At 50.4% G+C, this 13,337-nt stretch carries 12 protein-coding genes; 4 read left to right on the forward strand and 8 right to left on the reverse strand.

Annotated features, from left to right (window positions below; translation table 11 throughout):
• Nucleotides 1-154 precede the first annotated feature (154 nt).
• Nucleotides 155-1,627, forward strand: coding sequence for a mandelate racemase/muconate lactonizing enzyme family protein (locus ACYVHX_RS15740; RefSeq protein ID WP_460672614.1), 1,473 nt, complete (start codon nt 155-157; stop codon nt 1,625-1,627).
• A 65-nt stretch (nt 1,628-1,692) separates the two neighbouring features.
• Here the strand turns inward: ACYVHX_RS15740 and ACYVHX_RS15745 are convergent, their stop codons facing one another.
• Nucleotides 1,693-2,304, reverse strand: a complete 612-nt coding sequence (locus tag ACYVHX_RS15745) for a DUF1684 domain-containing protein (RefSeq protein ID WP_460672615.1) — start codon at nt 2,302-2,304, stop codon at nt 1,693-1,695.
• On the reverse strand, nt 2,288-2,641 hold the full coding sequence (locus ACYVHX_RS15750) for a hypothetical protein (protein ID WP_460672616.1): 354 nt from the start codon (nt 2,639-2,641) through the stop codon (nt 2,288-2,290). Before ACYVHX_RS15750 ends, ACYVHX_RS15745 begins: the two co-directional genes overlap by 17 nt.
• 658 nt (nt 2,642-3,299) lie before the next feature.
• Between ACYVHX_RS15750 and ACYVHX_RS15755 the strand changes: the two genes are divergently transcribed.
• Nucleotides 3,300-3,851 (forward strand): DUF4142 domain-containing protein, encoded by a 552-nt coding sequence (locus ACYVHX_RS15755; RefSeq protein WP_460672617.1) that lies wholly within the window; start codon nt 3,300-3,302, stop codon nt 3,849-3,851.
• Between the two features lie 126 nt (nt 3,852-3,977).
• Nucleotides 3,978-4,844, forward strand: a complete 867-nt coding sequence (locus tag ACYVHX_RS15760) for an alpha/beta hydrolase (protein ID WP_460672618.1) — start codon at nt 3,978-3,980, stop codon at nt 4,842-4,844.
• Here ACYVHX_RS15760 and ACYVHX_RS15765 read toward each other — a convergent pair.
• Complete coding sequence (locus ACYVHX_RS15765) at nt 4,841-5,743, reverse strand: alpha/beta fold hydrolase (protein WP_460672619.1); 903 nt, start codon at nt 5,741-5,743, stop codon at nt 4,841-4,843. The two genes, ACYVHX_RS15760 and ACYVHX_RS15765, sit on opposite strands and share 4 nt — an antisense overlap.
• A gap of 262 nt (nt 5,744-6,005) precedes the next feature.
• The gene (locus tag ACYVHX_RS15770; RefSeq protein ID WP_460672620.1) at nt 6,006-7,016 is read right to left on the reverse strand and encodes a sterol desaturase family protein; all 1,011 of its coding nucleotides are present in this window, start codon (nt 7,014-7,016) and stop codon (nt 6,006-6,008) included.
• Between the two features lie 271 nt (nt 7,017-7,287).
• On the opposite strand from ACYVHX_RS15770, the gene ACYVHX_RS15775 reads away from it, so the two are divergent.
• Nucleotides 7,288-9,396, forward strand: coding sequence for a peptidylprolyl isomerase (locus tag ACYVHX_RS15775; RefSeq protein WP_460672621.1), 2,109 nt, complete (start codon nt 7,288-7,290; stop codon nt 9,394-9,396).
• 131 nt (nt 9,397-9,527) lie between these two features.
• Here the strand turns inward: ACYVHX_RS15775 and rdgB are convergent, their stop codons facing one another.
• From rdgB to ACYVHX_RS15795, 4 genes are all read right to left on the reverse strand, one after another.
• Nucleotides 9,528-10,100 (reverse strand): RdgB/HAM1 family non-canonical purine NTP pyrophosphatase, encoded by a 573-nt coding sequence (gene rdgB, locus ACYVHX_RS15780; protein WP_460672622.1) that lies wholly within the window; start codon nt 10,098-10,100, stop codon nt 9,528-9,530.
• Nucleotides 10,101-10,166: 66 nt separating this feature from the next.
• Nucleotides 10,167-11,075 carry an FKBP-type peptidyl-prolyl cis-trans isomerase gene (locus ACYVHX_RS15785; RefSeq protein WP_460672623.1) on the reverse strand — a complete coding sequence of 303 codons (909 nt, stop codon included), beginning with the start codon at nt 11,073-11,075 and terminating at the stop codon, nt 10,167-10,169.
• A gap of 116 nt (nt 11,076-11,191) precedes the next feature.
• Nucleotides 11,192-12,106, reverse strand: coding sequence for an FKBP-type peptidyl-prolyl cis-trans isomerase (locus ACYVHX_RS15790; RefSeq protein ID WP_460672624.1), 915 nt, complete (start codon nt 12,104-12,106; stop codon nt 11,192-11,194).
• A gap of 164 nt (nt 12,107-12,270) precedes the next feature.
• Nucleotides 12,271-13,287, reverse strand: coding sequence for a DHH family phosphoesterase (locus tag ACYVHX_RS15795; protein ID WP_460672625.1), 1,017 nt, complete (start codon nt 13,285-13,287; stop codon nt 12,271-12,273).
• Between the last annotated feature and the right edge of the window lie 50 nt (nt 13,288-13,337).

Below are 13,337 nucleotides of genomic sequence, written 5' to 3' on the forward strand. Positions count from 1 at the left end.
ACCCAGACCGGGTTTAGAAAAAAATAGGCTTTGGAAGTCGGAAAATAGGCTTTTTCATTAACTTTCCCAATAATTTGAATTATACCCAGACCAAAGATTCCTTTTCTGTTAAATGCCACTTCGGCGGGTTACACCCCTAAATCCAGTCAAACGAATGAAAAAAGTTCAACATCTACTTGAGTTACTGAAGAAATATCCGGCTCCGACGGCGGTTGCGCCCGAACCGGTCCATGCAGCTTCCGGCGTCGACCGGCGTAATTTCCTCCGCAATTCGGCCCTGGGCGGTTTATCGCTGGGACTGATGTTCGACGGAAAACCGGAGCGTGAACTGGAGTTCATTACGCAGAAAGTCAAGAAGGATTCCAAACCCTCGGAGTTGAAAATTACGGACCTGCGCGTGGCGGTTTTGCAAGGCGTTCCTTTTTCCAGCCCCATCATCCGGATCGATACCAACCAGGGTCTGGTAGGCTGGGGCGAGGTGCGCGACGGCGCCAGCCCCAATTATGCGCTGATGCTGAAAAGTCGGCTGCTGGGCAAAAATCCGTGCAATGTCGAGAAGATTTTTAAAGAAATCCGGCAATTCGCCGGCCATAGCCGGGCGGCTGGTGGCGTCTGTGGGGTTGAAATGGCGCTCTGGGATCTGGCCGGTAAGGCTTACAACGTTCCGGCTTACCAGTTGCTGGGCGGTAAATACCGGGATTACATCCGGCTTTATGCCGATACGCCCGAAGGCCGGGATTACGACGAGTTTGCCAAGCACATGGTTCGGCGCCGGGATCAGGGCTATACGTTCCTGAAAATGGACTTTGGCATCGGCATGCTGGCCGACACGCCGGGTATGCTGGTGGGCGCCAAAAACTGGAGCGTCAAACAGCAGTGGAATGACGCGCAGCCGGGCAAAATGGGCAACTACGCCCAAACCAAACACCCGTTTACGCGCATTCAGGTGACAAAAAAAGGGATTGACGCGCTGGCGCTCCACGTCAGCAAAGTGCGGGACATCGTGGGGTACGATACGCCCTTATCCGCCGACCACTTCGGGCATTTTGACGTCAACACGGCCATCCAGATCGGAAACGCCATGGAACCGTTCCGGCTGGCCTGGCTCGAAGATCTGGTCCCCTGGTTCTATACCGATCAATGGAAACAAATCTCCGACGCGATCGATACGCCGACGCTGACGGGTGAGGATATTTTTGGTAAAAAGGAGTTTATCAAGCTCATCGACGCGCAGGCTGTTGACATGATTCACCCGGACCTGGCGTCGTCGGGCGGGTTGCTGGAGACGAAGAAAATCGGTGATTATGCCGAAGAAGCCGGTATTCCGATGGCCATGCACTTTGCCGGCTCGCCGATCTGTATGATGGCGAACATTCACTGCGCAGCCGCCACCGAAAATTTTGTGGCCCTTGAACACCACGGCGTCGATGTGGACGGCTGGGAAGACATTGTAACCGGCATCAAACCGATTGTCGAAAAGGGCTTCGTGAAAGTACCGGATAAACCGGGTCTGGGCGTTGAGCTCAACGAAGAAGTGGCCAAGAAATTCCTCAGAAAAGGCGCTACCTGGTTCGCTCCGACCGATACCTGGAACACCCGCGACTCCGCCGACCGCGAGTGGAGCTAGAAAGGTGACGAACTATACGTGATGGGTTAAAAGTGCTGCGTTGACTGACGCACTCTTTTAATTCATCACTTATACGTTTTCTCGCCTACTTCAATTTTCACCGCCAGATGGTTCTCTTTCGGCGGAATCGGACAGGCATAGCCGTCGCTGTAGGCGCAGTACGGATTGTAAGCTTTGTTGAAATCGATTTGAATTTTCCCGTCTTTGATGGCTCCCGTGCGCAGGTCCAGATAACGACCTCCGCCGTAGGTTTCTTTGCCGTTGGTCAGATCCTTGAACGGCATAAAAAGATAATCGCGGTACTGGGGAAGGCGAGCCAGTTGCAGGCTGCGGTAGAGGGTAAGCTGATACGGTTTCCCTTGCAACGCAAATGTCAGGACCGCATACTTGACGTACGTCTTTTTCTGGCCGTCGTAGGTGGGCAGCTCAAACGGTTCGGCAGTGGGCGTGCGTTGCACCGTTGCTTCGACCCGGTAGAGAGAATCGGGTTCAAAAAACCGCAGGTTTTTTAAATCGTCTTTTTGGAGCGGACTTTTCGGCGATTTCAGAAAATCGGCTTTATAGTCTTCCCGGTGCTCCGCAATCTGCTGCGAGTAGGGCGTTTGAGAAAAGCCGGAAAGGCATACCAACCAGGCAATGACCGTTCCGGCTATTCGGGTCTTATTCTTCGGATTCATCGGACGCGCCGGGGCGGGGCGTTTGCTGATCCGAAACCAGTTCATACCCAGAAACACCATCACCGTAATCGTACGGTTTGATCGTAAAGGTATACTCCTGATCCTGGAAATTAAGTCCTATTTTCTGAAGCACACCTTTCAGCGGAATGGAAAAACCGCGGCCGGTTTTTGACAATTCAAAAGCTTCAGCATCACCTTGTTCAGTAGGAATTAAATACAGCGCTTTCACACCTTTCCGGCGATTAACGGTCCCTACTTTATAAAAGGGTTTCGTCGGATCAATGTTCAGCCCATCCATCAGCTTTTGTGGAAATGCCAGGCGACCGGTTTTGGTCACGGATGTGGTGAATGTGGTCTCTTTCGGAGTTACTTTTGGGGCTTCATCCGAATTATCCACGGGGGAAAAAAATCGGATCTTGTTTGGCTTTACCTTCATCGGGTGTGTTAAAAAATATGTTTGCGTGCAAAGCTATAAAATTCTGTTTAATTTCCTGATTATTTCAGTTAATCAAAATTATAAAAGTCATTTTTCTGCTCATCAATTCCGACGAATACGCCATTTATTCATAGATCAATTTCTTCAAATCAGGAACCGATTTCTACGGATTTATTGCCAATAAATTTAACTATTCAGATCTTCAATTGCAGGATATTTCTCAATGGTAGTTCGGTAACCAGAAATAAATACGTAAGTAAAAGGGGCAAACAGGATTATTATTTTACCAACGTATTTTTTTCGTACCCTGCTTATCTACCTCTTTTTTCATAGTAATATTTAACTTGATTTTAATTCTGGCTGAACACGAAGACCTGTTTCAAAACAGCGCGTAGCGAATTAAACACCCAGGCCGGGATTTGCTTTCACTAAAGCCTGGAACTTTTGGACACCCGGTTATCCCTTTGAATAATATTTAAGCGTTCAAAAGAACATTCGTTTCGCCTTGGAGTTTTACTAATGAATCAGATATAAAAAGCATTAACAAAACTCAATAGGTATGAAAAAGATAAGCTTATTCCTGCTGCTTGTGGTAGGCGCATGGACCTTTCAATCGTGTAATAGCTCCAGTAATAAAGACAGCGCTGAACAGGCTGAAGAAGCTAATGATCAGAAAGATAAGCCCGAAGACGATTCCGAATTTGCGGTGAAAGCAGCAAGCGGTGGGATGATGGAAGTCGAGCTGGGACAATTGGCCGCCCAGAAAGGGCAAAACCAGAAAGTAAAGGATTTTGGAACGATGATGGTCACCGATCACTCGAAAGCCAACGAAGAATTAAAAGCGCTGGCGGCATCTAAAAACATCACCATTCCGGCCACGCTGAGTGAAGATCACCAGAAGCACGTCGACGACTTAACCAAGCTCTCGGGCGCGGAGTTTGATAAAGAATACATCAAACTGATGGTCGATGATCACAAAGAGGATATCGACTTATTCAAGGACGCTTCGTTTAACGCCAAGGATGCTGATGTAAAGGCTTTTGCCGGCAAAACACTGCCCACGCTCCAGAAGCATTACGACGCCGTGAAAGCGATTCAGGACGCCATGTAATATCCCCCTTGAAACCGGGTGCATTAAAAAAGAACGCTGGCTCGCCAGCGTTCTTTTTTTCGTTCTTTATCGTATCTTGTGCCCTGTCGGATACCGGCTTCAAACCTTCCTAACCCCCTTATCTGAATGAATCGACCTGTTTTCAGGGCGCTGGTTTTTCTGGCTCTTTTGCCTACACTGCTGTTTGCCCAAACCGGCAAAGTACTCGACAATCAATCCTTGAAAAGTAAGATTCTGAAAAGCGAACGGAAGTTTGCCATCTACTTACCGCCTGATTATGAGTCGTCTCAGCGGACGTACCCGGTTTTATACCTGCTGCACGGTGCCGGAGATGATCACACAGGCTGGGTCCAGTTTGGAGAAGTACTGCACATTGCTGACAAAGCCATCGCGGAGGGCAAGGCAACGCCCATGATCATTGTCATGCCCGACGCCAATACGGGCCGTCGTGGCTACAGCAATGACCCGAAGGGCGAATGGCGCTACGAAGATTTTTTCTTTGAAGAATTAATGCCGTTTGTGGAGAAAAACTACCGGATCAAAGCCGAAAAGCGGTTTCGGGCGGTTTCCGGCCTGTCGATGGGGGGCGGGGGAACTTTCACCTACGCCCTGCACCACCCGGAACTGTTTTCGTCGGCCTGCCCGCTCAGTGCCGCAACCGGACCCGCCACGCTGGAAGCAGCCAAAACCCAGTTGACCCGCAACAACCAAACCGCAACGGACGAGGAAATACAGGCCTATTTTAACCGGCAGAGCGTTTTAAAGCTGATCGATGCGGTTCCGGATGATCAGAAAAAAGCGGTTCGCTGGTACATTGACTGCGGTGACGACGACTTTCTTTACGAAGGGAACTCTCTGGTGCACATTGCCATGCGAAAAAAGGAAATTCCCCATGAATTCCGGATTCGGGAGGGTGGCCACACCTGGACCTACTGGCGAGCCTCGCTGCCGACAGTTCTGGAATTTGTTTCGGCCGCTTTTCATCAGTTTTAATCGGCGAACGGTCCGGTCGGCCGGTCGGAATTCTGTCTTACAAAAGTCCGGATTCCAGCCGCCACGGCTCCGCTTTCCTCTTCCTGGGGAAAGTGGCCGCAGTCCGGTAGTTCGATGGTCTGAGCCTGCGGAAACGCGCGCTGAAATTTCCTTAAATAACCGGGTGTAACCAATTGATCGTTAAGGCCCCATAGTAGTAAAACCGGTTTTTCAATCAACGGCTGTTTCCGGTTCCAGAGCTGCTCAAACCAATCCTGATCATTGAGCAGTGATTTCGCAAAAGCAAGGGGTCCTTTTCGTCGTTTCGGCGACGAAAAAGGTTTCCGATAATGCTGATGAATATGCGCAGAAAGCTTAAATTTATTACCAAACGAATATGGTAATAAATACTTAGCCGAAAAATTAAAATACGTATACAAAAAGGCAAGAAGCGGACTTTTTAACACTCTCTTCATTTTTTTAAACGCAGGCTCACCTTCGCTACTCCACAACCAGGTGTTCAGAAAAACCAGTCTTTTTATATTCTCCGGATTGGCAATGGCGTAGTGGAATCCAATGGGTCCGCCGAAATCATGCATAACTAACGTTAGGTCTTTTATTTGCAGAGAATCAATAAATAATTGTAAGGTAACGGCATGTTGCTGGGTTGAATAATCATAGGTTTCCGGTTTGTCGGACAATCCAAAACCAATGTGATCCATTGCAATGCAGCGGTAATGAGTGGAAAGCGTTTTGATGACGTTTCTAAAGTCGAAAGACCAGGATGGAGTGCCGTGGATAAACAGCAGGATTTCGCCAACGCCAACATCAATATAGTGCTGTTGCTGACCGTTAATCAGTAGAAAATTAGCGGGGAAAGGATACTCGTTTGTATCGAGCCAGGCGGGTGAAAGTAACATCGTTCGGAACAGGTTGAATGAGGTCACTAATTTACCGGGTACGTACCCCTAAAAAATTGGTATAAACCAACCTTTTTAGCGCAGAAAATCAGCAAGCTGAAATCTGGTTATCAGCTTACTTCATTAAAAACCGGTGCCCGTATAAACCGCTGGCAATCCGGCCCGCAGCTGAGACGTTGCGGTTTTTTGAATCCCCGCGTTCTGAAGAGCCGTTCGTATTGCACAAACGGTGGATGACAATACGAACGGCAGAAAACCGGCCTCAGGAGGCATTGACAAGCGGCTGACGATCAGTTTCTTTGATAAACTCTGTTCTGACTATTTTTGCGGTTTTATGCTCCCCCGTATGGCTCCAGCCCGGCGGCATAACGATGTACAGGAACTTGTTTTTAAAACCGGGTGCCCGCCGAATATCTTTCCCCAGCGCATAGAATTCACCAAAGTAAACATCCCAGAAATTGCCGGGTTTCATCTCCCGGGTAATCCCGTATTGCATCGGCACTTCCTTCTTTTCGTGTTGCAGGGTTCCGAAGGCATGGTCCCAGATGTTGAGCAGGTTACAGAAGTTGGTATCCATGTACAAAGGATTCTTGGCGTGGTGAACCCGGTGGTGCGAAGGCGTCAGGATAATTTTATGCAAAAAGCCCAACCGGCCATCCTTCAGCACGTTCTCGCCGATGTGAATCCAGGCGCCCCAGGTGCCATCGACAAACATGATCAGGAACAAAAGCACCGGGTTGACCCCCAGCAATATACAGATCGTCGTCCGGATAATATCGGCGTAGGGCGCTTCCAGGAAAAAGTGGGCGTACGTCACCGAAAGATTCATGTCTTCCGGGGCGTGGTGGGTCGAATGGAGACACCAGAACAGCCGCACTTTGTGCCCCAGATAATGGTAAACAAAGTGGGCCAGTTCCCAGACAATATAGCCGTAAATGAACCAGTACCAGGTCGGCGTGGTCTTGATGAGGGCGTATTGTTCGAAAAAACCGATGCACAGGGCCACCATCGCGAACGAAATGTAGCGCCCGATAAACCGGTTGAAGACAATAATGAAAAGGGAAATTTTATAGTTCTCGACCTTAAACCGCTTGTAAAAAGCCGCCCGGGTGATCTCGATAAGTAACAACAGCGGAATCAGCGGTGACATGGCCGACCGGATTCCTTCCCAGGTGAGCAGGGAAGAATAATCGCCGGATTTAAACATTTTAAGCCATGATCCGACCCCGAAAAAAGAAAGGATCTCGTTGTAGATCGTCTGAAAAAAATCCATAGCCGTCAAGTGGTTTAGTTAAATACAGAGATAACCTGACCGTATTGAAAAATATTTTCATGCAAAAATACAAATTTTCTGGCGTGTGTCCAAGAATAAACCGTCTCGCGGCTGAATCGCCACCAGATTTACTTCCGGGTTATGAAGATTGGCTGATCGGACCTTATCGGTCCCGGTACAAGGAAGTATTTCAGCGTTTTGGCCCGGCTTTTGCCTTGTATTTCTGTGATAAAAAGTGTTATTTTGCGGGTCAATTTTTGTAAAACGAACAATGGCTTTAATTAACAAGATCAGAGAAAAGTCAGGCATTGCAGTCGGTATTATTGCCGTCAGTTTGATTTTATTTATTGTAGGAGGGGATTTGATCGGTTCGCAGAGTTTGTTTGGCGGGCAGGATCAGAACGTGGGCGAGATTGCCGGACAAAAAATTTCGTACCAGGAATTTAATGCCAAAGTCGATGAAGCCCGGGCTGCTTACGAACAACAAACCGGTCGGCCTGCCACCGAACAGGATCAGGTTCAGCTCCGCGATCAGGCCTGGAACCAGTTTATTTTAGACATTGCTTATCAGAAAGAATACGATGCGCTCGGTTTGAGTGTGACGCCTGAGGAACTGGTCGATATGGTACAGGGCAATTACATCAGCCCGGCGATCCGGCAGACGTTTACGGACCCTAAAACCGGGGCGTTTGATAAAAATACCGTTATCAATTACCTGAAAAGCCTTAAAACGCTCCCGGCGGAACAACAACAGGCGTGGGCCAATTTCGAGAAGAACCTGAGCGCCGACCGCACCCGGACCAAGTACGAAAACCTGCTGCGGCTGTCGTCGTTTGTCACCACGGCTGAAGCGCAGAAGGAGTATCAGGCGCAGAATACCCGCGCCGATGCCAAGGTACTTATCGTTCCTTATTACGCCGTCCCGGATACAACGGTGAAAGTAACCGACAGCCAGCTGCAGAGCTACCTGGACAAGCATAAAGACGAGTACAAGAGCATCAACAGCCGGACGATTCAATACGTAACGTTCCCGGTGGCCCCTTCGAAAGAAGACAGCACGTCCTTGTACGAGCAGATTAAAACCCTGGCCCGGGGTCTGGCCGGCGCACCGAACGATTCGTCGTATGCCCGGATGAATTCCGATATTCAGGCTCCGTTGTACATGACGCTCGGCGAAATGCCCGAGCAATTGAAAGCAACCGTCAGTACGTTTGCAGCGGGTGGTGTATACGGCCCATACAAAGAAGGTAACACCTATTTTATTTACAAATACGGTGGCGTGAAGAAAGACACCAGCTTTACGGTTCGGGCCAGCCACATCCTGATTCGTTCGGCGGGGGGTGATTCGGCCAAGGCCGCAGCCCGCATTCGCGCCGAAGGCATTCTGAAACAGATCCAGGGCGGTGCGAACTTTGAGGCACTGGCGCAGGCAAACAGCGACGACGGTTCGCGTCAGGTCGGTGGTGATCTGGGTTATTTCAAAAACAACAACCAGATGGTAAAACCGTTCCAGGATGCAATTTTCGGCTTTAACGGCGCCGGTTTGATTCCGCGCCTGGTGGAAACGGAATACGGTTTTCACATCATCAAAATCACCGAACCGAAAACCAATACGCTTTACCGGATTTCGACGATTGGCAAAACCATCACGCCCAGCCAGGCCACCCGCGATGAAGTGTATCGCAAAGCCGAGCAATTTGCCACGGAAAGCAAAACTAAGGCGGATTTTGACGAAAATTCGAAGAAAGACAAATCGCTGGTTGTGGCAACTGCCGAACGGATTCCGGATAACGCGACCAGTGTTAACGCCCTTGGCAACGCCCGGGAGCTGATTCGCTGGGCTTTCAACGACGATACGGACCTCAACGATGTTTCTTCGGCCATTGAAGTTGATGATCAGTATGTGGTCGCCGTTCTGACCGGCGAAACCAAGGAAGACGAAACCAGTATCGAAAATTTCCGTCCGGAACTGACCGCCAAAGTTCGTAACCAGATCAAAGCCGAACAGATCATTGCCAAGCTGGGCAGTGCTTCCGGGACTCTCGAATCCATCGCGCAGAAATACGGCGCCGGTGCCCTGGTCGAAACCGTACCGGATATCAACATGGCCAACGGCTTTCTGAAAAGCGCGGGCGTTGATCCGCTGGCGGTGGGTAAAGTATTCGGTCTGAAAACCGGGAAACGGTCGAAGCCATTCGCGGGGGATGCCGGGGTGCTAATCGTGGAGACGACCAAGCTGACGCCCGCGCCGGCGGTAGCGGATTACGCGATCTACAAGAATCAGTTGCAGCAAAATGCCAGCAGCCGCGCCGGTTTTATGATCAACGAAGCCATTCGTGACAATTCCAACGTGAAGGATCGCCGGGCGAAGTTTTATTAATCAACTCGAAATAAGCACAAAAAAAACCGCCCAAACCGGGCGGTTTTTTTTGTGTCTGATCTGGCCATTGTGACGATTAACAAGTCCGCAAGCCGCCTGGTATCAAATTGATAAAACGGCCGGAAAAGGCCTCAGCCTTTCAAAAACGCAATCAGTTTTTCAAACGCTTTTCCCCGGTGGCTGATGGCACTTTTTTCTTCCATGCTCATTTCGGCAAACGTCCGTTCGTGGCCGTGTGGCTGAAAAACCGGGTCGTAGCCAAAACCGCCCGTGCCGCGCGGCTCCGTCAGAATGCGTCCTTCGGCAACGCCTTCAAAAACCGTATAGTGGCCGTCGATCACCAGCGTAATCACGGTTCGGAACCGGGCCGACCGGTTTGATGCGTCCGCCAGATTGGTCAACAGCGCATTCAGATTTCGTTCGTAACTGCGCGGATGACCCCCATAATAGGCCGAATGAACCCCCGGCGCACCGTCCAGCGCATCGACTTCCAGACCCGAATCATCCGCAAAACAATTGACGCGGTAATGATCCCAGACGTGCTCGGCTTTTTGCCGCGAGTTGCCGGAAATCGTGTCCTGCGTTTCCGGAATTTCTTCCCGACAACCAATATCCTGCAAGGTTTTCAGCTCAAACCGATCACCCAGCATGGCCGAAATCTCCGCCAGTTTGCTGGCATTATTGGTAGCAAAACAAAGTGTCATAAGAAATGGATTAAAAAAATAGGCTGCCCCGTTGAAAAGGCAGCCTGAATGGAGTAGAAAGAACCGTTATTTAGCACTGACGACTTCCATTTCGAACAGTAGCGGAGCGTAAGCGGGAATGCTGGGACTTCGGCCCGTTGAGCCATAGCCAATGGAAGACGGAAGCACAATCGTTGCTTTTTCGCCCACCCGCATTTTCACCAGTACTTCGTCCCAGGCGGCAATACCCTGTCCGGTTCCTACGCTCCAGTCCAGTCCGCTCGAATTGGTATCGAACTGGGTCCCATTCAACAACTTGCCGGTGTACTTTACTTTGGCGGTTTGTCCGGTTTTCACCAGGGCCGAATCGGGATAGGCTTTGGTCAACAAAAACCGCAACCCGGAAGTGGTCTTCTCGGCTGCCGTCAGCTTATTTGCCACCAGGTAATCCTGAATCTGCTCCTCTTCGGTCCGGACGCTGACGATTTCAATGTCGTAACGAACGGGCGTGTAAGCCGGTAGCAGCAAATTGCCGCTTTTGTTATCGGTGGGGTCATACGAAGCCAGCACGATGGCTTCTTCGCCTTCTTTCAGCAACTGGAGGCTGTTGTAAAGCCGGGCCGTAATTACGCCCTCGATCGGAGCGCCGATGGTTGCGATACTCGGTTTACCGGCTGCCGTTTCCGAACTGTCGACAATGACGCTGTCCAGGCGACTCTGCGTAAAATAATACTTTACTTCGTCGCCTTCCACCGGCGTCTGCCCACCGGTGACTTCTTTGGTCTTGATAACGTACAGGCCGGTTACATCATCTCTGTACTCCTTGCCTTTGAGATTCGTTTGATCAAGGTAAGCGCTAATTTCTTCTTCGTTTTCCCGGCGTTTCCGATCGTTCAGTGCTTCGCCCGGATCGGGCTGGCAACCGAACTGCGCGACCATGAACCCAATCAGCGAAACAGCCAGTGCCCGTTTCGGCCAATTTTTTGTCACCTTCATTTTACTCGTATCGATCAATGTGGTTTTTCCCACGGCTTGTGTTGCGTTTCTCGCTCTATGTATAAACAACGAACCCGATACGGCTTTGGTATCGGGCTCATTGGCCAATTTTCGGATTAACGCCCGCCTTGCGGCATCTGTGGCATTTGGGGGGTAGGCGCGGCTCCTTTCTTGATGTCAACCAGTTCAACGTCAAACAGAAGCACCGAGTTAGGGGGAATAACCCCGGGGTGTCCTTCCGTGCCGTAGGCCATGCCCGACGGAATAATCAGAACGCCTTTGCCGCCTTTGCGCAACTGCCGAACGCCTTCATCCCAACCCGGAATAACGGCTCCCTGACCCAGCGGAAAATCAATACCGGCCTGGGTTTGCGGATTTTTGTCCGAGCTGTCAAATACTTTTCCGTTCATGAGCTTGCCGGTGTACTTCACTTTCACGACATCGCCCGAACCGGGTTGCGGACCCGCGCCGGGTTGCGTAATGACGTAATACAGACCCGATGTGGTTTTTTGCCCGGTCAGTTTGTTTTTAGTGACGTAATCAGCGATGGTTTTGTCATCGGAACCTTTCTGCTTTTCCCGCATGGAAACCTGGGCTTTCTGGAATTCTTCCATCGACTGAATGTCGATTACCTTGATGGTATAGGCAATGTCAGAGCCTTTCGGAATGAACGGCGGCAGGGGCTGCATGGACCGGGCCGCGATTGAATCGGCATTGACGTAGATGGTGGCGCTGTCGCCTTTGCTCAACAGTGCCAGGCCTTCTTCCAGGCTGCCTTTGAACGTCGAAGCCTGCAGGGGTTGCTTCACCGGCGAACCGTTGGTGTAGCTGCTGCCCAGCGTGGAATCTTTGCTGTTTTTGACCGTTATGTTAAACGTCATCACGTCGCCGACCTTTGCCTTACGCGTATCTTCGGCATCTTCGTGAAATTTGTACTTCAAGCCGTTTTCGGTTACTTGCACCCGGTTGTTGTCGCAGGAAGCCAGCACAACAACCAGCAGAGCGAGTTTACTAATGGATTTCAGATTCATGAAATTTAGCGTTTGTAGTTCGTAGATTTTGGTTTGAATTTGTGGTTAACTACACACCACAAACCCTGCTTTATTGACTTATTTATTATACAGTTTACGGTTTTCGTTGGCAGCAGCGCGCGTCAGCCCACCGTAAACGGCATACCGAAAACCGGATACCTTCTTCAAACCGATTCCAGCAACTGGTCCTGATACGCCGGCAACACCTTCAATAGTTTTTCTTCCGTCTGCTTCAAGGTCAGTGTTGTTCGGCCACCGGCGGCATTTTTGTGGCCTCCGCCGTTGAAATGCTGACTGGCCAGGTCACGCACGGAAAAGTCTCCCACCGACCGAAACGACATTTTGACTTCGTCACCCCGGTCGATCAGAATGGCCGCCATGATGACGCCCTCGACCGCCAGCGCCTGATTCACCAACCCTTCGGTATCTCCCATTTTCGACCGGAACCGCTTCAGTTCGGCGTCGGTAATGGTGATGTAAGCAAACCGGTATTCGGGCAGAACCACCATCTTTTCCGACAAGGCATAGCCCGTAAACCGCAGTTTATCCAGCGAAACATTGTCGTAAATCCGGCGGTGAATTGGGCTCACTTTAATGCCGATATCAATCAGGTCGGCAGCAACCCGGTGGACAGCCCCCGTCGTGCTGGCGTGTCGGAACGAACCCGTATCGGTCATAATACCGGCGTAAAGGCATTCCGCAATGGGCACGTCGATGAGTGGTTTATCGCCAATCTGATCGATCATTTGAAAAATCAACTGGGCCGTGGCCGCAGCCGTTGTGTCCCAGTAAACAAAATCCGCAAATGACTCCGGCTCCAGGTGGTGATCAATCATTACCTTTTTAGCCCGCGACTGCCGCACCATCGGTTCCAGATCCCGAATCCGATTCAGCACCGAAAAATCAAGGCAAAAAATCACGTCGGCCTGCTCGAACAGTTGCGTGATTTCAACCCGCTTCTTTTCGTCGAACACGATCACCTCTTCGTTGCCGCTCAACCAATACAGATTATCGGGATAATCGGTCGGTGCCACCACCGTCACCCGGTGGTTCCGTTTTTTCAGATAGCCCGCCAGACCCAGCGACGAACCCATTGCATCGGCATCGGGGTTGAGGTGGGTGGTAATCAGCACCGTCTGGGGCTTCTCAATCAATTCACGGATGGCGTCGAAGTCTTGCATTTACAAATTATCCCGGTGGAACGGGCAGGTATCAATTCGCAAAATTACGA

The sequence above is a fragment of the Larkinella ripae genome (assembly GCF_054780775.1).